The 19,083-nt window shown below is 72.5% G+C and carries 21 protein-coding genes; 12 read left to right on the forward strand and 9 right to left on the reverse strand.

Annotated elements, in window-relative coordinates; all coding sequences use genetic code 11:
- Nucleotides 1-55: 55 nt before the first annotated feature.
- Complete coding sequence (locus R2D22_RS14195) at nucleotides 56-1,249, forward strand: hypothetical protein (protein WP_318103535.1); 1,194 nt, start codon at nucleotides 56-58, stop codon at nucleotides 1,247-1,249.
- A gap of 52 nt (nucleotides 1,250-1,301) precedes the next feature.
- Here the strand turns inward: R2D22_RS14195 and R2D22_RS14200 are convergent, their stop codons facing one another.
- From R2D22_RS14200 to R2D22_RS14210, 3 genes are all read right to left on the reverse strand, one after another.
- A complete protein-coding gene (locus R2D22_RS14200) occupies nucleotides 1,302-1,946 on the reverse strand; it encodes a PH domain-containing protein (RefSeq protein WP_318103536.1) in 645 nt (214 codons plus the stop codon).
- 82 nt (nucleotides 1,947-2,028) lie between these two features.
- Nucleotides 2,029-2,649 (reverse strand): class F sortase, encoded by a 621-nt coding sequence (locus R2D22_RS14205; protein WP_318103537.1) that lies wholly within the window; start codon nucleotides 2,647-2,649, stop codon nucleotides 2,029-2,031.
- 155 nt (nucleotides 2,650-2,804) lie between these two features.
- On the reverse strand, nucleotides 2,805-3,839 hold the full coding sequence (locus tag R2D22_RS14210) for a hypothetical protein (protein WP_318103538.1): 1,035 nt from the start codon (nucleotides 3,837-3,839) through the stop codon (nucleotides 2,805-2,807).
- Nucleotides 3,840-4,113: 274 nt separating this feature from the next.
- On the opposite strand from R2D22_RS14210, the gene deoC reads away from it, so the two are divergent.
- The 3 genes from deoC to R2D22_RS14225 are packed head-to-tail and all read left to right on the forward strand — an operon-like array spanning nucleotide 4,114 to nucleotide 7,398.
- A complete protein-coding gene (gene deoC / locus R2D22_RS14215) occupies nucleotides 4,114-5,070 on the forward strand; it encodes a deoxyribose-phosphate aldolase (protein WP_318103539.1) in 957 nt (318 codons plus the stop codon).
- 5 nt (nucleotides 5,071-5,075) lie between these two features.
- A complete protein-coding gene (locus tag R2D22_RS14220) occupies nucleotides 5,076-6,512 on the forward strand; it encodes an aldehyde dehydrogenase family protein (protein ID WP_318103540.1) in 1,437 nt (478 codons plus the stop codon).
- Entirely contained in the window at nucleotides 6,505-7,398 is an 894-nt protein-coding gene (locus tag R2D22_RS14225) for an aldehyde dehydrogenase family protein (protein ID WP_318103541.1), read from the forward strand. The genes R2D22_RS14220 and R2D22_RS14225 overlap by 8 nt, the downstream gene beginning before the upstream one ends.
- A 61-nt stretch (nucleotides 7,399-7,459) precedes the next feature.
- Here the strand turns inward: R2D22_RS14225 and R2D22_RS14230 are convergent, their stop codons facing one another.
- Entirely contained in the window at nucleotides 7,460-8,191 is a 732-nt protein-coding gene (locus R2D22_RS14230) for a TetR/AcrR family transcriptional regulator (RefSeq protein WP_318103542.1), read from the reverse strand.
- 121 nt (nucleotides 8,192-8,312) lie between these two features.
- On the opposite strand from R2D22_RS14230, the gene R2D22_RS14235 reads away from it, so the two are divergent.
- Both R2D22_RS14235 and R2D22_RS14240 read left to right on the forward strand, forming a co-directional pair.
- Nucleotides 8,313-8,903 (forward strand): NADPH-dependent FMN reductase, encoded by a 591-nt coding sequence (locus R2D22_RS14235; protein ID WP_318109752.1) that lies wholly within the window; start codon nucleotides 8,313-8,315, stop codon nucleotides 8,901-8,903.
- Between the two features lie 13 nt (nucleotides 8,904-8,916).
- Nucleotides 8,917-10,425, forward strand: a complete 1,509-nt coding sequence (locus R2D22_RS14240) for an MDR family MFS transporter (RefSeq protein WP_318103543.1) — start codon at nucleotides 8,917-8,919, stop codon at nucleotides 10,423-10,425.
- Here R2D22_RS14240 and R2D22_RS14245 read toward each other — a convergent pair.
- On the reverse strand, nucleotides 10,422-10,823 hold the full coding sequence (locus R2D22_RS14245) for a hypothetical protein (RefSeq protein ID WP_318103544.1): 402 nt from the start codon (nucleotides 10,821-10,823) through the stop codon (nucleotides 10,422-10,424). The genes R2D22_RS14240 and R2D22_RS14245 overlap by 4 nt on opposite strands.
- A 54-nt stretch (nucleotides 10,824-10,877) precedes the next feature.
- On the opposite strand from R2D22_RS14245, the gene R2D22_RS14250 reads away from it, so the two are divergent.
- Nucleotides 10,878-11,573, forward strand: a complete 696-nt coding sequence (locus R2D22_RS14250) for a uridine kinase family protein (protein ID WP_318103546.1) — start codon at nucleotides 10,878-10,880, stop codon at nucleotides 11,571-11,573.
- A gap of 191 nt (nucleotides 11,574-11,764) precedes the next feature.
- Here R2D22_RS14250 and R2D22_RS14255 read toward each other — a convergent pair whose 3' ends face one another.
- Nucleotides 11,765-12,484 carry a SigE family RNA polymerase sigma factor gene (locus R2D22_RS14255; RefSeq protein ID WP_318103547.1) on the reverse strand — a complete coding sequence of 240 codons (720 nt, stop codon included), beginning with the start codon at nucleotides 12,482-12,484 and terminating at the stop codon, nucleotides 11,765-11,767.
- Between the two features lie 169 nt (nucleotides 12,485-12,653).
- Here R2D22_RS14255 and afsQ1 point away from each other — a divergent pair, with 169 nt between their 5' ends.
- The 5 genes from afsQ1 to R2D22_RS14280 all read left to right on the forward strand — a co-directional run bounded on the left by afsQ1 (nucleotide 12,654) and on the right by R2D22_RS14280 (nucleotide 16,569).
- Nucleotides 12,654-13,331 carry a two-component system response regulator AfsQ1 gene (gene afsQ1 / locus R2D22_RS14260; RefSeq protein WP_189600923.1) on the forward strand — a complete coding sequence of 226 codons (678 nt, stop codon included), beginning with the start codon at nucleotides 12,654-12,656 and terminating at the stop codon, nucleotides 13,329-13,331.
- Entirely contained in the window at nucleotides 13,328-14,851 is a 1,524-nt protein-coding gene (locus R2D22_RS14265) for an ATP-binding protein (RefSeq protein WP_318103549.1), read from the forward strand. The genes afsQ1 and R2D22_RS14265 overlap by 4 nt, the downstream gene beginning before the upstream one ends.
- Nucleotides 14,848-15,471, forward strand: coding sequence for a hypothetical protein (locus R2D22_RS14270; protein ID WP_318103550.1), 624 nt, complete (start codon nucleotides 14,848-14,850; stop codon nucleotides 15,469-15,471). Before R2D22_RS14265 ends, R2D22_RS14270 begins: the two co-directional genes overlap by 4 nt.
- 196 nt (nucleotides 15,472-15,667) lie before the next feature.
- The gene (locus R2D22_RS14275; protein WP_318103551.1) at nucleotides 15,668-16,288 is read left to right on the forward strand and encodes a VanZ family protein; all 621 of its coding nucleotides are present in this window, start codon (nucleotides 15,668-15,670) and stop codon (nucleotides 16,286-16,288) included.
- A gap of 80 nt (nucleotides 16,289-16,368) precedes the next feature.
- Nucleotides 16,369-16,569: a PspC domain-containing protein gene (locus tag R2D22_RS14280; protein WP_318103552.1), complete on the forward strand. Its 201-nt coding sequence runs from the start codon at nucleotides 16,369-16,371 to the stop codon at nucleotides 16,567-16,569.
- Between the two features lies 1 nt (nucleotide 16,570).
- On the opposite strand, the gene R2D22_RS14285 is transcribed toward R2D22_RS14280, so the two are convergent.
- From R2D22_RS14285 to R2D22_RS14295, 3 genes are all read right to left on the reverse strand, one after another.
- Nucleotides 16,571-17,260, reverse strand: a complete 690-nt coding sequence (locus tag R2D22_RS14285; RefSeq protein WP_318103553.1) for a hypothetical protein — start codon at nucleotides 17,258-17,260, stop codon at nucleotides 16,571-16,573.
- A gap of 76 nt (nucleotides 17,261-17,336) precedes the next feature.
- Nucleotides 17,337-17,738: an ATP-binding protein gene (locus R2D22_RS14290; RefSeq protein WP_318103554.1), complete on the reverse strand. Its 402-nt coding sequence runs from the start codon at nucleotides 17,736-17,738 to the stop codon at nucleotides 17,337-17,339.
- A 167-nt stretch (nucleotides 17,739-17,905) separates the two neighbouring features.
- Entirely contained in the window at nucleotides 17,906-19,060 is a 1,155-nt protein-coding gene (locus R2D22_RS14295; RefSeq protein WP_318103556.1) for an adenosine deaminase, read from the reverse strand.
- Nucleotides 19,061-19,083 lie beyond the last annotated feature (23 nt).

Consider the following 19,083-nt stretch of genomic DNA (forward strand, 5'->3'; position numbering starts at 1 on the left):
GTGGTCCGGGCCAGGGTGCCCCCGAGAGCGCCCGCCGAGCCCAGGAGCCGCCGCCGTGCCCCCGGTCCTGACCGCCCGCCCCACCGTCCCCGCCTCCCGCAGGCCGCCGTCGCCGGCCGGCGGCGGGGTGCCGGAGCGGGTACGCGGCACCCTGCGGCACGCCGCGCCCGCGCTGCTCGGCTATCTGGCGGTACGGCTCCTGGGCCTGCTGGTGCTCGCCCGCTGGGCGCACCTCCAGGGCCACGGCGTCTGGCCCGCCCTCGCCACGTCCTGGGACTCCGACTGGTACCTCCAGATCGCCGACGAGGGATACGCGCACGACCTGGGGACCCGCATGGACGCCAACAACCTGGCGTTCTTCCCGCTGTACCCGGCCCTGATCAAGGGCTTCGCGGCCGTCACCCCGGGCTCGCGCGCCTCCGTCGGCCTGGTGATCGCCGTGGTCTGCTCGATGGCCGCCGCGTGGGGGATCTTCGCCGTGGGCGACCGGCTGCACGGGCGGCGCGCCGGCACGGTGCTCGCGGTGCTGTGGGGCGCGCTGCCGGTCGCCGCCGTCCAGTGGATGGGCTACACCGAGTCGCTGTTCACCGCGCTCGCCGCCTGGGCGCTGTACGCAGTCCTGGACGGGCGCTGGGCCTGGGCGGCGGGCATGGCCGTACTGGCGGGGCTGACCCGGCCCACGGGCGTCGCGGTCGCCGCGGCGGTGGCCGTCGCCGGGCTGCTCGCGGCCCGGCGCGGCGGACCGGCCGGACGGGCGGCGCTGCTCGCCGCGCTCGCCGCTCCGCTGGGCTGGCTGGGGTACGTGGGGTGGGTGGCGCTGCGGGTGGGCCGCGCGGACGGCTACTTCGCGGTGCAGCGGCTGTGGCGCAACACCTGGGACGGCGGCGCGGTCACCCTGGACCAGTTGCGCGACCATCTCGTGTACGCACGGGACCCGTACCTGTTCCTGGTCGTCGTCTCGGTCGTCCTGGTGGTGTCGACGGGCCTGTACCTGCTGTGTCTGGCGGACCGGCAGCCGGCCGCGCTGCTGGTGTTCTCCGGGGCGCTGCTGCTCGTGGTGCTGGGCAGCGGCGGGGTGTACTTCCCGCGCGCCCGCTTCCTGCTGCCGGGCTTCCCGCTCCTGCTGCCGCTCGCCGTCGCGGTCTCGCGGGCCCGGCGCCATGTGGCCGCACTGGTCCTCGGCGGGGCCGCGCTGTCGTCGGCGTGGCTGGGCGGCTACATGCTCCTGGTCTGGCCGGGACCGCCGTGAGGGGCGCCGTGCGGACCGCTGCGGCGAGTCCCGTCAGCCGTCGGGAGTACCGTCAGCCCGTCGCCAGCAGCACGATCATCACCACGAGGCCGGCGAGGGACGGCGCGAGGATCTCGTACGCCCAGCGGATCTTGACCTCGCCCTGCGCGCCGGGCAGCCGGCCGCACCGCTCGGCCTGTTCGCGGAGGTCGGCGATGGTCTGGTCGGCGGGCGCGACGCGCGCCTTGTCGTCGACGGAGGCTGTCACGGACGTCCGGCCGTGCGGGTCGTCCTGGGACTTGCGGACCTGCTGCCGCGCGGCCTTCTTGCGCTGGCGCAGCGACACCGGGACGGCCCACAGCTGGTACTTGGCGCCGGACTGCGTGATGACCTCGCTGGAGTACGAGGCGCGCACATCGGCGACCTGCGCCCAGGGCAGCACGATCGTGCGGAACGGGTTGCGGATCCGCAGCCGGTCGTCGTTGACGAAGACCGCCGGCCGGAAGGTGAAGGCCACTACCAGCGGCACGACGAGCAGCAGGCCCGCGAGCGCCAGCCAGGGCGTGCGGCCCTCGCCGCGCACCATCGCATCGCCGCCGAGCCAGCCGCCGAGGGCGAGCAGCAGCACGCCGCCGGCGATCGCCATGGACGACCGGAAGACGCGGTCGGCGTAGGCGGGCTCGGCGGGCGGCTGTGAGGACGGGGGCTGGGTCGTCATGTCGCCGATTCTGCCTCACCCGCCCCGCGCGGCGCGGGTGGCGTCGGCCACGGTCGGCCCCGGGGCCGGCGGTACGGGCGGATCAGGCGGTGTGCGTCGCGGTGAGATCGGCGTACACGATGATGTTGTCGGGGCGGTGGCCGTCGACCAGCGCGCCGCCGCAGGTGATCAGGCGCAGCTCGGGGCGGGCGGTGTTGCCGTAGACCTTCTGTGTCGGGAAGGTCTTCTTGTCGACCTGCTCCAGCGCGCGGACCGTGAAGACGGCGCGCGAGCCGTCGGCGCGGGTGACGGTGATCGGGTCGCCGACCTTCACCTTGGCGACGTCCTTGAGCACGGCCGGGCCGTTCGCGGTGTCGAAGTGGCCGATCAGGACGGCCGGCCCGGTCTCGCCGGGCGTGACGCCCTTGGTGTACCAGCCGATCCTGTCCGCGTCGGCGACGGACGGCACCTCGACCGTCCCGTCCTTCGCGAGCCCCAGCTTCAGGACCTTCCCGGTGCCGGTGTCCACGCCCGCGGACGGCACCTGGACCCGTACCGGCTCGGAACGGGACAGCGGCGCGACGTTCTTCGCCGCGGGCGCCGGCGCGGCCGAGGTCGGGGCGACGGTGGCGGCCGGGGTGGCCTTCGGTGCGGTCGCCCCGCAGCCGGCGAGCGCGACCGTGGCGGCGAGGGCGAGGAGGGCGGCGGCGGGACGGCGGTTCATGGGTGGCTCCGGGAAGGGGTGCGGCGGGCTGTCGCGAGGGATGCGACAGCCCGCCGTGGGGTGGGGTGATGCGTGCCTGCCTGCGCTCGGGTCAAGGGATCACAGGCGGGGTGGGCGTGCCCGACCCTAGGTACGGGTCCGGCACGCCCGACGACTCAGGCGCCCGCGCCGGCCCGCCGGCGCACGACCACGAAGCCCAGGACCGCGGCCGCGGCCGTGGCGCCCGCGGCGGACGCGATCAGCACCGTGCTGTCGCCGCCGTCCGCGAGCTCGGCGCCCGCCGCGACACCGCCCTTGGGGACGACGGTGGTCTGGGCGGTCCCCGTCTGCGTGGTCTTGCCCGGCTTCTGCGCGTCGCCGCCGAGCCAGACGGCGCGCAGCTCGCCGTTCCAGTGCAGCGTCACGCGGATCTCGCCGCCGAAGACCTTCTCGTCGCGGGTCTTGCCGGTCTGGTTCACGTGGAGCCGGCCGACCTCCTTGTCCCCCTTGAGGATCCGCGCGGTGAGCTTGCCGCCCTCCTTGAGGGTGACGAGGCCCTTGTAACCGTGGCCGAGGTCCTGCTTTGCGAACTTGCCGAGCGGGTTCTCCTGGTTCGAGTCGTCGTCGAGGCCGCCGGGGACGCCCGTGGAGACCAGGTTGCCGTCCGAGAAGAGCTCGACGCTCATCCCTCCGTAGTTGCCCGAGTCGTACGTCTTGCCCTTGGCCTTGTCGACCGTGAGCGTGTCGATGACCGACCCGTCCTTGCGGATCAGCGCGGAGAAGGCCCCGTCGCCCTGCTTGTAGACGACGGCCTCGTACCCGTGGGCGTACTCGTACCGCTTGACCAGCTCGCCCTGCGGCTTCTCCTCGTCGACGACGACCGCCCCGATCTCACCGTCCGCCTTCAGGGTGACCTCGACGCCGGCGAACACCTTCCTGTCGACAGCCGGGGCGCCCGGGGCGCTGCCGGCCCGCAGCGTGCCGAGGGTCTCGCCGTCCTTGACGATCCGGGCGGTGAACACCTTCGGCTCGGTCTCGGTGATGTAGGCGACGAGCGCGTTGACCAGCGGGATCTCGCTCGACTTCGGCTCGGCGGCCGAGGCGGCGGCCGGCGCGTCCGCGGCGTGGGCCGCGCCGGCCGTGAGGACCGGGGTGAGGGCCACGCCGGCGACGGCGGCGGTGGCGAGGGCGGTGCGAAGGGCGATGCGCATAACGACTCCTGTGAAGACAGGTGGATGGAGGAAAGAGCCGCATGCCGCTGACGTCTCGTCCGGGTGGGGCCGTTGAGTTCCCGCTGGCTGCTGAGAAAGAATTTATTGATCTTGTGTGCGGGACGTGTCCGTTCCATGTCACGGGCCTGTGACAGCCGTCACGGCGACACGTGTCCACCAGCGCGTTCGCCCCCGCGAAGCGCATGCTCGCCACCGTGAAGAAGAGGCCCCCTGTACACGCCGCTACGCGCGTAGATATGCTCGACTGGTGACCATGCCCACCACTGCATCCGCAGCTTCCGCTTTCGCCGACGTAACCGCGTCCGCCGGCGCGCTGCGTCGCTTCCTCCACGGGCTCCCCGGTGTGGACCCCGTGGGTCTCGAAGCGCGCGCCGCGTCCCTCGGTACCCGCTCGATCAAGACGACGGCCAAGGCGTACGCCATCGACCTGGCCATCTCGATGATCGACCTCACGACGCTCGAAGGCGCGGACACCCCGGGCAAGGTCCGGGCGCTCGCCGCCAAGGCCGTCAACCCCGATCCGACCGACCGGACGACCCCGTCGACCGCCGCGGTCTGCGTCTACCCCGACATGGTGGCCACCGCCAAGGCCGCCCTCGCGGGCTCCGACGTGAAGGTCGCCTCGGTCGCCACCGCCTTCCCGGCCGGCCGCGCGGCCCTGCCGGTGAAGCTCGCGGACACCCGCGACGCCGTCGCCGCGGGCGCCGACGAGATCGACATGGTGATCGACCGCGGCGCCTTCCTGGCCGGCGACTACCTCAAGGTCTACGACGAGATCCGCGCCGTGAAGGAGGCCTCCGGGCCGGCCCGGCTCAAGGTGATCTTCGAGACCGGCGAACTCTCGACGTACGACAACATCCGCCGCGCCTCCTGGCTCGGCATGATGGCGGGCGCCGACTTCATCAAGACCTCGACCGGCAAGGTCGCGGTCAACGCCACCCCGGCGAACACGCTCCTGATGCTGGAGGCGGTCCGCGACTTCCGCGCGCAGACCGGGATCCAGGTCGGCGTGAAGCCGGCCGGCGGCATCCGCACCTCCAAGGACGCCATCAAGTTCCTGGTCCTGGTCAACGAGACCGTCGGGACGGACTGGCTGGACAACCACTGGTTCCGCTTCGGCGCCTCCAGCCTGCTCAACGACCTGCTCATGCAGCGTCAGAAGCTGGCGACCGGCCGCTACTCCGGCCCCGACTACGTGACGGTGGACTGATCGACATGACCTCCCCCTTCGAGTACGCACCCGCGCCCGAGTCGCGCTCGCTCGTCGACATCGCGCCGAACTACGGCCTGTTCATCGACGGCGAGTTCACCGACGCGGCCGACGGCAAGGTCTTCAAGACCGTCTCCCCCTCCTCCGAGGAGGTCCTCTCCGAGGTCGCACAGGCCGGCACCGAGGATGTCGACCGCGCGGTGAAGGCGGCCCGCAAGGCGTTCGAGAAGTGGTCCGCGCTCCCCGGCTCCGAGCGCGCCAAGTACCTCTTCCGGATCGCCCGGATCATCCAGGAGCGCAGCCGCGAGCTGGCCGTCCTGGAGACCCTGGACAACGGCAAGCCGATCAAGGAGACCCGCGACGCGGACCTCCCGCTGGTCGCCGCGCACTTCTTCTACTACGCGGGCTGGGCCGACAAGCTCGACCACGCGGGCTTCGGCGCGAACCCGAAGCCGCTCGGCGTGGCCGGCCAGGTCATCCCGTGGAACTTCCCGCTGCTGATGCTGGCGTGGAAGATCGCGCCGGCGCTCGCCACCGGCAACACGGTGGTGCTCAAGCCCGCCGAGACGACCCCGCTCACCGCCCTGTTCTTCGCGGACATCTGCCGCCAGGCCGGGCTGCCGAAGGGCGTCGTCAACATCCTTCCCGGGTACGGGGACACCGGCGCCGCGCTGGTCGCGCACCCGGACGTGAACAAGGTCGCCTTCACCGGCTCCACCGCCGTCGGCAAGGCCATCGCGCGCCAGATCGCCGGCACGGACAAGAAGGTCACCCTGGAGCTGGGCGGCAAGGGCGCGAACATCGTCTTCGACGACGCGCCGATCGACCAGGCCGTCGAGGGCATCGTCAGCGGCATCTTCTTCAACCAGGGCCAGGTCTGCTGCGCGGGCTCGCGCCTGCTGGTCCAGGAGTCGATCCACGAGGAGCTGCTCGACTCGCTGAAGCGCCGGCTGAGCACCCTGCGCCTGGGCGACCCGCTCGACAAGAACACCGACATCGGCGCGATCAACTCCGAGGAGCAGCTCTCCCGGATCACCTCGCTGGTGGCCCAGGGCGAGGCGGAGGGCGCCGAGCGCTGGACGGCGGCGTGCGACATCCCGACGGCCGGCTACTGGTTCGCCCCGACGCTGTTCACCAACGTCACGCAGGCGCACACCATCGCCCGGGACGAGATCTTCGGCCCGGTGCTGTCGGTGCTGACGTTCCGTACGCCGGACGAGGCGGTCGCCAAGGCGAACAACAGCCAGTACGGCCTGTCGGCGGGCATCTGGACGGAGAAGGGCTCGCGGATCCTCGCGGTCGCCAACAAGCTCCGCGCGGGCGTCGTCTGGGCCAACACGTTCAACAAGTTCGACCCGACCTCGCCGTTCGGCGGCTACAAGGAGTCGGGCTTCGGCCGCGAGGGCGGCCGTCACGGTCTGGAGGCCTACCTCGATGTCTGAGTCGTCGACGCGGCTGAGCGTCTTCAAGACCTACAAGCTGTACGTCGGGGGCAAGTTCCCCCGCTCCGAGAGCGGCCGGGTGTACGAGGTGACGGACCCGAAGGGCAAGTGGCTGGCCAACGTCCCGCAGTCGTCCCGCAAGGACGCCCGTGACGCGGTCCTCGCGGCGCGCAAGGCGTTCGGCGGCTGGTCGGGCGCGACGGCGTACAACCGGGGTCAGATCCTCTACCGCATCGCCGAGATGCTGGAGGGCCGCCGCGAGCAGTTCACCCGCGAGGTCGCGGACGCCGAGGGCCTGTCGAAGTCCAAGGCGGCGGCGGTCGTCGACGCGGCCATCGACCGCTGGGTCTGGTACGCGGGCTGGACGGACAAGATCGCCCAGGTCGTGGGCGGGGCGAACCCGGTCGCGGGCCCGTTCTTCAACCTGTCGACCCCGGAGCCGACCGGCGTGGTGACCGTGCTGGCGCCCCAGGAGTCGTCGTTCCTGGGCCTGGTCTCCGTGATCGCCCCGGTGATCGCGACCGGCAACACGGCCGTGGTCGTGGCGAGCGAGAAGGCCCCGCTGCCGGCGCTGTCCCTGGGCGAGGTGCTGGCCACCTCCGACCTGCCCGGCGGCGTGGTCAACATCCTGTCCGGCAGGGCGTCCGAGATGGGCCCGCACCTGGCGGCCCACCAGGACGTCAACGCGATCGACCTGACGGGCGCGGACGCGGATCTGGCGCGCGAGCTGGAGATCGCCGCGGCGGACAACCTGAAGCGCGTCCTGCGCCCGCGCGCGGTGGACTTCGCCGACGCCCCGGGCACGGACCGCATGACGGCCTTCCTGGAGACCAAGACCGTCTGGCACCCGACGGGTTCGCTGGGCGCGAGCGGCTCGGCGTACTAGAGCGGCCGGAGCGGCCAGAGCCGTACGGAACGGCCCCCGGGTTCCACCCGGGGGCCGTCTCTCATGCCTGCCCCCGCTCCACCAGGCCCGCGACCCCGTCGAGGACGCAGTCGAGGCCCGTCTCGAACTGCCAGGCCGCGTCGTCCTTCCGGGCGGCGGTCCGGGTGTACTCGCGGTACGTGGGATAGCGCCCGGTCTCCATCAGGTACACCATCTGCGGGGCGAGCCCCCGGCGGGTGTCGTCGCCGGTCTCCCAGCCCTGTTCGCGCATGTACTGGGCGAGGGACACCTCCGTCTGCGTCGCACCGTGCACATACGCGCCGACCGTGCGGAACGCGGCCATCATCGTGTCGGCGTCGAGCCCGAGGCCGTCCAGCGAGGCGAGTTGGCGCTCCGCCCCGGCCATCCGGTTCGGGGTCAGCGCGAAGAGCGGGGCCGGCAGCTGCGCCAGCCAGGGGTGGCGCAGCATCGCCTCCCGGGTGCGGAGCGCGTGGGCGCGCAGGGTCGCCCGCCACCCCACCGGCTCCTCCTGCGGCTCGAGCTCCGCCGAGACCAGGTCGACCATGAGGGCCCACAGCTCGTCCTTGCCGTCCACGTGCCGGTAGGCGGCCATGGGTGCGACGCCCAGTTCGGCCGCGATGCGCCGCATGGTGACGGCGCCGATGCCCTCGCCGTCCGCGAGCTCGACGGCGACCGCCGCGATGCGCTGCGGCGTCAGGGACGCACGCGGCGCGGGCGCCCGGTCGAGGCGTTCCCACAGCGAGACCTTCTCCACCTCGGTCTTCTTCGGCACGAGAACCTCCCCTTCATTGCGTACAGCGTATCCCCAGTGGACGGCGTACACATCGATGTGTACGTTGTATACCTGTAGGTGTACGCCGTACACACTCATCGCCCGAGGGGGACCCATGTCCATGAACACGCCGCTCCGACTCGCCGTCGTCCAGGGCTCCACCCGCGACGGCCGCCTCGGCCCCGTCGTCGCGCACTGGATGCGCGGCCACGCCGCCGCCCGCCCGGACATGACCGTCGACCTGATCGACCTCGCCGAGACGCCGCTGCCCACCGTCTTCCCGCAGCTCGGACAGGGGCCGGCCGACGAGGCGGACCGCGCCCTGCTGCGCGCCGTCTCACCGCGGATCGCCGACGCCGACGCCTTCGTCGTCGTCACCCCCGAGTACAACCACAGCTACCCCGCGTCCCTGAAGAACGCGATCGACTGGCACAACAAGGAGTGGCACGCCAAGCCCGTCGCCTTCGTCTCGTACGGCGGCTTCTCGGGCGGCCTGCGCGCCGTGGAGCACCTGCGCGGGGTCTTCGCCGAGCTGCACGCCGTCACCGTCCGCGAGGCGGTCGGACTCCAGGGCGTCTGGGCGCAGTTCGACGCCGAGGGCAAGGCCGTCGACCCGGCCGTGGACGCCGCCGCGAAGTCGATGCTCGACCAGCTCGCCTGGTGGGGCGAGGCGCTGCGCGACGCCCGCGCCAAGCAGCCCTACGCGGCGTGACGGCGGCGGAACGATGACGCAGCCACAGGCACCGACCGCCCCCACCGCATCCGCCGCCGACCCGGCGGCCTCTCGAGAACCCGCCCGCATCCCCTACCTGGGCCTGTCCGGGCTCATGCTCGGCCTCGTCCTCGGCGCCCTCGACGGCACCGTCGTCGGCACCGCGCTGCCCACCGTCGCGGGCGAGCTCGGCGGCCTCGACCGGCTGTCCTGGGTGGTCACCGCGTACCTGCTCACCGCCGCCGTCGCCACGCCCCTGTGGGGCAAGTGCGGCGACCTGTACGGGCGCAAGGGCGCCTATGTCTCCGCCGTCGTCGTCTTCCTCGCCGGCTCGGTCCTCTCCGGCCTGGCCGCGACCATGGACCAGCTGATCGCCTTCCGCGCCCTGCAGGGCATCGGCGCGGGCGGGCTGATGGTCGGCGCGTTCGCCCTGATCGGCACGCTGGTGTCGCCCCGGGACAGCCCCAGGATCCAAGCGATCACAGGGGCGATGCTGCCGGTCGCCTTCGCCGGAGGTCCGCTGCTCGGCGGCTTCCTCACCGACCACTACAGCTGGCGCTGGGCGTTCTACGTGAACCTGCCGGTCGGCCTCGCCGCCCTGCTGCTCGTCTCCCTCGCCCTGCGCGTACGCACCCAGCGGGTCCGCGCCCGGATCGACTGGGCGGGCGCCCTGCTCCTCACCACCGGCATCCTCGCCCTGACGCTGCTCGCGAGCTGGGCGGGCACCTCGTACGCCTGGACGTCGCCGCGGATCCTCGCCCTGGGCGCGGTCGCCACGGCGGCCCTCGCGGCCCTGGTACCGGTCGAGCGGCGCGCCGAGGAGCCGGTGCTCCCGCCCCGGCTGTTCGCCGGCCGCAACTTCACCGCGGCGCAGGTCCTGAGCTTCCTGGTCGGCGCGGGCATGCTCGCGGCGATGAACTACCTCCCGCAGTACCTGCAGTTCGTGCGCGGGCAGTCCTCCACGGCGAGCGGTCTGCTGCTGCTCCCGATGATGCTCGCCATGGTCGCCGTCCAGGTGACCACCGGCCGGATCATCGGCCGTACCGGCCGCTACCGGATCTACCCGATCCTCGGCGGGGCGCTGATGACCGTGGGCGCGCTCGCCCTGCTGCTGCTCCGCGTGGACACGCCCACCGCCGTCGCGTCCGCGCTCACCGTGCTCGTGGGCGCGGGCATGGGCTTCCTGATGCAGTCGACGGTGCTCATCACGATGTACAGCGCGCCGCCGCGCGACATGGGCGCGGCGAGCGGCACGGTCACCCTGGTCCGCACGATCGGCGGCTCGCTCGGCGTCGCCGTCCTCGGCGCGGTCTTCACCGCCCGCCTCGGCGGCGCCGACCCGAACCTGACCCCCGAGCAGGCGCACGCGCTGCCCGGACCGGCCCGGGACGCCTTCCGGGCGGCCGTGACGCACGGCCTGCACGGGGTCGCGGCGGGCGTCGCCGTGCTGGCGGCGCTCGCCTTCGTCGTCGCCTGGTCGGTACGGGAGATCCCGCTGGACCGCGCGACCGAGAGGCCCTAGCCCGGCAGGAGGTCGGTCGCCTCCCCCACGACCGGGAGGGTGCCGAGCGTGCCGCCGCTCGTGATCGGGTCCGTCGCCGTGGTCGTGCCGACCGGCTGGAAGTCCGCGACCTGGGTGGCGGCGCCGTTGGCGAGCGGGTCGACGCCGGTGTTGGCCAGCGGGTCGAGCTGAAGGTCCTTCACCGGGGCGACGGCGTACGGGACGGCGTTCACGACGCCCTGCGCCGCCTCGGTGGCGTCGCTCCCGGCCAGCGTGCCCACCGGCAGCGGGATCGGGGCCGAGGCGGCCGCCTCGGCAGCCCCGGACCCGAGGCCGAGCACCGCGCCGGCGGCGGTGACCGCCAGACCGGCCGTGCGGAGGAGGGAGCGGCGTGGCGTGGTGTCGGCGTGGCGTGCCATGGGATTCCCTGTCGATCGGGTAACGGGACGGGCACCGAGCGTAGTTCCGGTGTGATGCTGGATACCAACGGCCGTCTCGGGTGGTCCCCCGCACGGGCTAATGCTTCACACTGGTGTCCCGTGAGTTCCCAACCGATTCCGACTCGTGTCGTCCTGCTCGCGGGCCCCTCCGGCTCCGGCAAGTCGTCCCTCGCCGCCGTCACCGGCCTCCCGGTACTGCGCCTCGACGACTTCTACAAGGAGGCCGACGACCCCACCCTCCCGCTGGTCGCGGACAGCGCGGACATCGACTGGGACTCCCCGCTCTCCTGGGACGCCGACGCGGCGATCGCCGCGATCACGGATCTCTGCCGCACCGGCCGCACCGAGGTCCCGGTGTACGACATCGCCACCAGCTCGCGGGTGGACCGGGAACGGCTGGACATCGAGCGGACCCCGCTGTTCGTCGCGGAGGGCATCTTCGCCGCCGAGATCGTCACCCGCTGCCAGGAACTCGGCGTGCTGGCCGACGCGCTCTGCCTGCGCGGCCGCCCCTCGACGACGTTCCGCCGCCGGCTGCTCCGAGATCTCAAGGAGGGCCGCAAGTCGGTCCCGTTCCTGCTGCGCCGCGGCTGGCGGCTGATGCGCGCCGAGCGCTCGATCGTCGCCCGCCAGGCCGCCCTCGGCGCGCACCCGTGCGCCAAGGAGGAGGCACTCGGCCGGCTCGCCGCCGCGGCGGCGGGCCGCTGCCGCACCCCCGCGACGCGCTGACGCGCTGACGCGCCGCCGGTAGCACGTCTCCGTACGCGCCCACGCAGAAAAGACGCGGGGCGGACAAGGCCCCCGGCCCTGTCCGCCCCGCGTTTCCGTACCCCGTACGTCCCCCGTACGTCCCCCCGTGTTTCCCCGTTCCCCCCTGTTACTGCTCCCCCTGTACTGCTCCCCCGTGTTTCCCCCGACCTTCAGGCCACCAGCTCGCCGAAGGACTCCTCCTCGTCACGGCCGAAGCTCAGCACCTCGTCCTCGCGCAGTCGCCGCAGCGAGCGCCAGATGCTCGACTTCACCGTGCCGACACTGATGTCCAGGATCTCCGCGATCTCCGGATCGGTCCGGCCCTCGTAGTACCGCAGGACCAGCATGGTCCGCTGCAGTTCGGGCAGCCGGGCCAGCGCCTGCCAGAGCACCGTGCGCAGCTCCGTGCCGCGCATCGCGTCGGTCTCGCCCACCGTCTCCGGCAGCTCCTCCGTCGGGTACTCGTTGAGCTTGCGCCGGCGCCAGGCGCTGATGTGCAGGTTGGTCATCGTGCGACGCAGGTAGCCGCCCACGGCCGCCTTGTCGCTGATCCGGTCCCAGGCGCGGTACGTGGAGAACAGCGCGCTCTGGAGCAGGTCCTCGGCCTCGAAGCGGTCACCGGTCAGGTGGTAGGCGGTGGCGTACAGGGAGGCGCGACGCTCCTGGACGTAGGCCGTGAATTCGGCCTCCGACCGGCTCGCGGTCTCCCCCGAGACCTCCCCGTACGCCGCTCCCCCGTCAGCCACGGCCACCATGTAAGGCGCCTTGCGCTGACGCCCGACGCTGCGAACGCACCCCCGCCCGTTCACCGCGCCGGACTCCTTCGCGCTCCGGACGTCGTGGAGACGCGTGACAACTGCGCTTGAGGTGGTGCTGTGCAGTGCGTTCATCTCGCGCCCCCCATCGGTCGGAGTCTGCTTCGGTCCGTGTGCCAATGAGCTTGCCCTCGTCACTTCATGACGGTGTCCGTCGACTGTCACAGGCGTGTCACAGGGGTAGGTGTCGTACAGGAGAACGCACGAGGTCGAGTTCGACGGCCCCATGCGCCAGAATGACGCCGTGCCTTTCCTGTTGCTGATCGAGGACGACGACGCCATCCGCACGGCCCTCGAACTCTCGCTGTCCCGCCAAGGCCACCGCGTGGCCACCGCGGCGACCGGCGAGGACGGTCTGCAGCTGCTGCGCGAGCAGCGGCCGGACCTGGTCGTGCTGGACGTGATGCTGCCCGGCATCGACGGCTTCGAGGTGTGCCGTCGCATCCGGCGCACCGACCAGCTGCCGATCATCCTGCTGACCGCGCGCAGCGACGACATCGACGTGGTGGTGGGCCTGGAGTCCGGCGCCGACGACTATGTCGTCAAGCCGGTGCAGGGCCGCGTGCTGGACGCCCGGATCCGGGCCGTGCTGCGCCGAGGCGAGCGCGAGTCCACGGACTCCGCGACCTTCGGCTCGCTGGTGATCGACCGCTCCGCCATGACCGTGACGAAGAACGGGGAGGACCTGCAGCTCACGCCGACCGAGCTGCGGCTGCTCCTGGAGCTGAGCCGGCGGCCCGGACAGGCCCTGTCGCGCCAGCAGTTGCTGCGTCTGGTCTGGGAGCACGACTACCTGGGCGACTCGCGTCTCGTCGACGCGTGCGTACAGCGGCTGCGCGCCAAGGTGGAGGACGTGCCGTCCTCGCCGACGCTGATCCGTACCGTGCGCGGTGTGGGCTACCGGCTGGACGTCCCTGCGTGAGGAAAGGGATATTCGCCGGGCTCCGTCTGACCAGTCTGCGGCTGCGGCTCGTCGTCGTCTTCGCGCTCGTCGCGCTGACCGCCGCGGTGTCCGCGTCGGGGATCGCGTACTGGCTCAACCGCGAGGCGGTGCTCACCCGCACCCAGGACGGGGCGCTCAACGACTTCCGGCGGCAGATGCAGAACCGGGCGGCCGGGCTGCCGCTCAAGTCCGAGCAGGACGATCTGCGGGTCGCCGCGGAGCAGATGGCGGGCAGCGGCTCCGGGTACAGCGTGCTGCTGCTCGGCGAGCGGGACGCGGGCAAGCCGATCATCGGCGCCTCCGACCCCGACCGGTTCACCCTCGCCGACGTGCCCGCCTCGCTCCAGGACGCGGTGAACACCGAGCGCAAGGTGACCGAGAACAACGCGTACCCGTACCACCTGTTCTGGCAGCGGACGCAGCGCGGCGGCAAGCCGTACCTGGTCGGCGGGACGCGGATCATCGGCGGCGGCCCGACCGGCTACATGTTCAAGTCCCTGGACGCGGAACGGGCCGACCTCAACTCGCTCGCCTGGTCGCTGGGGATCGCGACCGGCCTGGCCCTGGTCGGCTCGGCACTGCTCGCGCAGGCCGCGGCGACGACCGTACTGCGGCCGGTGCACCGGCTCGGCGAGGCGGCGCGGCGGCTCGGCGAGGGGAAACTGGACACCCGGCTGCGGGTCTCCGGCACCGACGAACTGGCCGAACTGTCGCGGACGTTCAACAACACGGCCGAGTCGCTGCAGAAGAAGGTCGCGGACATGAGCGCGCGGGAGGAGTCCAGCCGCCGGTTCGTCGCCGACATGTCGCACGAACTGCGCACCCCGCTGACCGCGCTGACCGCCGTGACCGAGGTCCTGGAGGACGAGCAGGACAGCCTCGACCCGATGATCGCGCCCGCGGTGGCGCTGGTCGTGAGCGAGACCCGGCGGCTGAACGACCTGGTGGAGAACCTGATGGAGGTGACCCGCTTCGACGCGGGCACCGCGCGGCTCGTCCTCGACGACGTGGACGTCGCCGACCAGGTCACCGCCTGCATCGACGCGCGCGCCTGGCTGGACGCGGTCGACCTGGACGCCGAGCGCGGCATCATGGCGCGGCTCGACCCGCGCCGGCTCGACGTGATCCTCGCGAACCTGATCGGCAACGCCCTCAAGCACGGCGGCTCGCCGGTACGGGTCTCGGTGCGGACCGAGGACGAGGAGCTGGTCATCGAGGTGCGGGACCACGGGCCCGGCATCCCGGAAGAGGTGCTGCCGCACGTCTTCGACCGCTTCTACAAGGCGAGCGCCTCGCGGCCGCGGTCGGAGGGCTCCGGTCTCGGGCTCTCCATCGCCATGGAGAACGCGCACATCCACGGCGGCGACATCAGCGCCGCGAACTCGCCGGACGGCGACGGCGCGATCTTCGTGCTGCGCCTCCCGCGCGACGCCTCGGGCATCGCCGACAGCCTGCGGACCGGCGGCGACCGGGACGGCCAGGAAGGACAGGGTCAGTGAGGTCGGGTACGGGGCGGGGCGCGGCGATCGCCGCGGCCGCCGGGGCGTGTGTCGCGCTGCTCGCCGGGTGCGGGATCAGGACCACGTCCGTGCCGGTGGACGCCGGGGCGGCGCCGTCACGGGCGGCGTGCAGCGTGGACGGGCCGGGTACTGCGGCGCAGCCGCGGCCGGGGATCCCGCTGCGGGTGTACCTGGTGTGCGGCTCGCAGCTGGAGGCCGTGGACCGGACGACGAACGTGCCGGAGCAGAAGGTCTCCGGGGACAGGGTCAAGACGGCCTCAGCGCTGCTGATGGAGCTGCAGAGCGAGACGTCGGACGCCGAGCGCACGGCAGGGTTCTCCACCGCGGTGAAGGGCCCACTGGTGGTCACCGGCGGGCGGCGGGACGACCCGAAGGGCGCGCTGCGGCTGAGCCGGCAGCCGGAGGACCTCGCGCCGACCGCGCTGGCGCAGATCGTCTGCACCTTCGCGGAGAGCGCCGCCGGAAGCGGCGGCGGCACGGTCGTCCTGGGCGGCCCGGGCGACTACGCGGCCCACCGGTACCGCTGCACGGCCGAACTCAAGGACCGCCCGGACATGGCGGTCCCCACCGTCACGCCGACCGGCTCGCCGACGAGCTGACCTGCGGGCTTCGGTACGGGTCGCTGCCACGGGGGACGTTCCGGGGGTCGCATTCGGGACTGCATGATTTACGGCGCGTTCCGGTGCCTTGTGCGTCGAACGTTTCCCTTGCGCCACAAATCACGCTTTACGTCCCGAAGCGACCCCCTCCACGTCCCCCGCTCCCGTCCGTCGTCGGCCGCGGCAACTACCCCGGATGCCCCCGCAACCCGTCGGAACCGATTCCGGTGGTGGTCGCGTCTTGGGGGGCGTGCAGCGTCATGGCTCGGGCGGCAGTGCCGCCATCCGGTTCCGCGGGGCGGGGTTCGTCCTCCTCCTCGCGCATCTGCTGCTCGTGGCGTGGCTGACGCTCCGCCCGCTGGACGTGCCGTGGATGACCGCGCCCAATCTGGAGCCGCTGGCCGGCATCCGGGCGGACCTGGCGCTGGGCCCGGCCGAGGCGGCCCGGCGGATCGGCGAGGGGCTGTTGCTGCTCGCGCCGCTCGGCGTCCTGCTGCCGCTGGCCGACGGCCGGCTCACCGTGTCGACTTGGGCGTCCTTCACCCGCACCACCATGGCCGGCGCCCTGGTGTCGCTGGTCATCGAGTTGCTGCAGACCGGGGTGCCCGGGCAGGTCGTCGACGTGGACTCGCTGCTCCTGAACGCCGCCGGGGTCGCGGTCGCGCATCTGCTGTTCGTGCCGGCCGGGCGCGCCCTGCTGCGCCGCCGGGCGGCCCGCCCGTCAGTCGCGGGTACGACGCGGGTGCGGACCCTGCTGCGGGAGGAGGCTCCTCAGGGGCCGACCCCGACGATTCCCAGGGTCGGGATCGCCCCGTAGACCGACGCTTTGTCCACCGCTCGCGGCCAGTATGGAGTCATCGGGAGCCCGACGGAGCGGCTCCCCGGAAGGAGACCGTCATGGCCGCACTTGTCCGTCCTCGCGAAGGGCGCATGATCGGCGGAGTGTGCGCGGCGCTGGCGCGACGCTTCGGCACGTCGGACACCACGATGCGGGTCATCTTCCTCGCCTCGTGCCTGCTGCCCGGCCCGCAGTTCCTGATCTATCTGGCGCTGTGGGTGTTCCTGCCCCAGGAGAAGGCCGGCTCGTCCGCCTGGTGAGTCAGTCCCGGAGGGCGGTCAGTTTCGCCAGCTGTCTGTTCGCGATCTCCCGGGGCACCCGGGGAGCCGGCGGGCCGTCGCGGCCCAGGTCGAGGGCCATGAAACGGAGTACGAAGGCGTCCTTGCGGACCACCACCATGTGGAGCGGAACGCGGAGACCGCGGGTCGTGCCGGTGGTCGTCCACGACACGGTCTCGTCGCCGCCGGTCCCGTACGGGACGGCGGTCACGTCGGAGTAGCGGCCGCTGCGCCCCTCGACCCGCGCGGTGAAGCCCTCGCCGCAGTCGGCGACGGCGGCGCGCAGGGCGTCCAGGAGCCGGCGTGCGTCGGCGGGGTCGTACGAGCTGACGGAGGCGGAGACGGCGAGGCCGGGCGTCCGCGACGAGCCGAGGCCGCGGTTGACCGTGGCCAGCGCCTCGGGGCTGGGCCGGTCGCCCATGACCCCGGCGAGCGGCTGGCAGCGGGCGGTGTCGGAGGTGGGCTGGCCGGAGGCGCCGCCGGCGGTCTTCACCGCGGAGACCTGGTAGTCGGGGAGATCCCCGTCGGCGAGCGCGGCACGTTCCAGCGGGCTCGCCCCGGTGGCGGGGGACTTGGCGGTGTCGCGGGGCGGGCCGCCGGCGCAGGCGGCCGTGGCCGCCAGGAGCAGGGCCGTCAGGGCGGCCCGCGCGCCCCGGGATGCTCTCGCGTGCATGGCCGGATCGTGACACAAAGCCGTGGGGCACACGCCCGGTAACGGGTGTGTGCCCCACGGATGGACGCGGTGGGCGTCAGCCGATCGGCAGACCGCCGGGCAGACCGCCCGTCAGACCGCCGCCCGGGACGAGGGAGTTGGTGGCCAGGCCGTTCACCGGCAGACCGCCGAGCAGGCCGCCGACCGGCGACTGCGCCAGCGCGTTCGGGGCGGTCTGCGTGACCTGCTTGCCCGCCGAGTCGGTCGCGGCCGGCAGGTTCGCCGCGCCGTCGGTGACGGCGGCCTCGCCCGCGGTGAGCGAGTCGGCGGCACCGGCAGGCAGCTCGGTGAGCTGGTCCGCCACCGGCAGGGCCTGCACCGCCCCCAGCGCGCCCGCGGCGTCGTGGGTCATGGGCGCGGCGGAGGCCGTTCCGGCGGCAGCGGCGGCGAAAGCGGCGCCCAGAGCGGCGACACCGAGCGTCTTGGCAGACTGCTTCATCGAGAAATCATCCTTGGGGGGATCGAGGAATCCCGGGATTCGAGGAATCCGGGAAATGATGAGCGGCTCTGCAACCTAGCCACCGGAAGATGCCGTCCGCAAACATATCGGGGCGACCGGAATTCGTGTCATCCGGCCGCCCCGCCCCCGTGTCGTACGGCTCGAACTCAGCCCTCTGAGGGCGTGGAACCGCTGGTCGTAGCGGTCTGCCGGAACAGCCATTCGGATTTCAGCTCGGCATATCCGGGCTTGATGACGTCATTGATCATCGCGAGACGTTCATCGAAAGGAATGAACGCTGATTTCATCGCATTGACGGTGAACCACTGCATGTCGTCGAGCGTGTAACCGAATGTGTCGACCAGGTGCTCGAATTCGCGGCTCATGCTGGTGCCGCTCATCAGCCGGTTGTCGGTGTTGACAGTGGCCCGGAAATGCAGGGTGCGGAGCAGGCCGATGGGGTGCTCCGCGTACGAGGCGGCGGCGCCGGTCTGCAGGTTGGAGGTGGGGCACATCTCCAGCGGGATCCGCTTGTCGCGGACGTACGCGGCGAGCCGGCCGAGCCGTACCGTCCCGTCCTGGCCGACCTCGATGTCGTCGATGATGCGCACGCCGTGGCCCAGCCGGTCGGCGCCGCACCACTGCAGGGCCTGCCAGATGGACGGCAGGCCGAAGGCCTCGCCGGCGTGGATGGTGAAGTGGTTGTTCTCCCGCTTGAGGTACTCGAAGGCGTCGAGGTGCCGGGTGGGCGGGTAGCCGGCCTCGGCGCCCGCGATGTCGAAGCCGACGACGCCCGAGTCGCGATAGCGGTTGGCGAGTTCGGCGATCTCCAGGGCGCGGGCCGCGTGCCGCATGGCCGTGAGCAGCGCGCCTACGCGGATCCGGTGGCCGTTGGCGCGGGCGATCCGCTCGCCCTCCCGGAAGCCCTCGTTCACCGCCTCGACGACCTCTTCGAGAGTGAGGCCGCCCTCCAGGTGCTGCTCGGGGGCGTAGCGGACCTCCGCGTACACGACCCCGTCCTCGGCGAGGTCCTCGGCGCACTCGGCGGCGACGCGGAACAGGGCCTCACGGGTCTGCATGACGGCGCAGGTGTGCGCGAAGGTCTCCAGGTACCGCTCCAGTGAGCCGGAGTCGGCGGCCTCGCGGAACCAGATGCCGAGCTTGTCGGGCTCGGTCTCGGGCAGGCCGTCGTAGCCGGTCTGCCGGGCGATCTCGATGATGGTGCCGGGGCGCAGTCCGCCGTCGAGGTGATCGTGGAGCAGCACCTTCGGGGCACGGCGGATCTGGTCCGCGGTGGGTACGTTGGGGGTCTGGCTCGTCATTTTCGCACTCTAGCCCCTACGCG

This window comes from Streptomyces sp. HUAS YS2 (assembly GCF_033343995.1).
Classification (GTDB): domain Bacteria; phylum Actinomycetota; class Actinomycetes; order Streptomycetales; family Streptomycetaceae; genus Streptomyces; species Streptomyces solicathayae.

Excerpts from the sequence above, each read along its gene's own strand:
- R2D22_RS14200 (WP_318103536.1), bottom strand. The coding sequence starts at position 1,946 with ATGACGACCCAGCCCCCGTCCTCACAGCCGCCCGCCGAGCCCGCCTAC.
- R2D22_RS14205 (WP_318103537.1), bottom strand. The coding sequence starts at position 2,649 with ATGAACCGCCGTCCCGCCGCCGCCCTCCTCGCCCTCGCCGCCACGGTC.
- R2D22_RS14210 (WP_318103538.1), bottom strand. The coding sequence starts at position 3,839 with ATGCGCATCGCCCTTCGCACCGCCCTCGCCACCGCCGCCGTCGCCGGC.
- deoC (WP_318103539.1), top strand. The coding sequence starts at position 4,114 with ATGCCCACCACTGCATCCGCAGCTTCCGCTTTCGCCGACGTAACCGCG.
- R2D22_RS14220 (WP_318103540.1), top strand. The coding sequence starts at position 5,076 with ATGACCTCCCCCTTCGAGTACGCACCCGCGCCCGAGTCGCGCTCGCTC.
- R2D22_RS14225 (WP_318103541.1), top strand. The coding sequence starts at position 6,505 with ATGTCTGAGTCGTCGACGCGGCTGAGCGTCTTCAAGACCTACAAGCTG.
- R2D22_RS14235 (WP_318109752.1), top strand. The coding sequence starts at position 8,313 with ATGAACACGCCGCTCCGACTCGCCGTCGTCCAGGGCTCCACCCGCGAC.
- R2D22_RS14240 (WP_318103543.1), top strand. The coding sequence starts at position 8,917 with ATGACGCAGCCACAGGCACCGACCGCCCCCACCGCATCCGCCGCCGAC.
- R2D22_RS14245 (WP_318103544.1), bottom strand. The coding sequence starts at position 10,823 with ATGGCACGCCACGCCGACACCACGCCACGCCGCTCCCTCCTCCGCACG.
- R2D22_RS14250 (WP_318103546.1), top strand. The coding sequence starts at position 10,878 with ATGCTGGATACCAACGGCCGTCTCGGGTGGTCCCCCGCACGGGCTAAT.
- R2D22_RS14255 (WP_318103547.1), bottom strand. The coding sequence starts at position 12,484 with ATGAACGCACTGCACAGCACCACCTCAAGCGCAGTTGTCACGCGTCTC.
- R2D22_RS14275 (WP_318103551.1), top strand. The coding sequence starts at position 15,668 with ATGCCCCCGCAACCCGTCGGAACCGATTCCGGTGGTGGTCGCGTCTTG.
- R2D22_RS14280 (WP_318103552.1), top strand. The coding sequence starts at position 16,369 with ATGGCCGCACTTGTCCGTCCTCGCGAAGGGCGCATGATCGGCGGAGTG.
- R2D22_RS14285 (WP_318103553.1), bottom strand. The coding sequence starts at position 17,260 with ATGCACGCGAGAGCATCCCGGGGCGCGCGGGCCGCCCTGACGGCCCTG.
- R2D22_RS14290 (WP_318103554.1), bottom strand. The coding sequence starts at position 17,738 with ATGAAGCAGTCTGCCAAGACGCTCGGTGTCGCCGCTCTGGGCGCCGCT.
- R2D22_RS14295 (WP_318103556.1), bottom strand. The coding sequence starts at position 19,060 with ATGACGAGCCAGACCCCCAACGTACCCACCGCGGACCAGATCCGCCGT.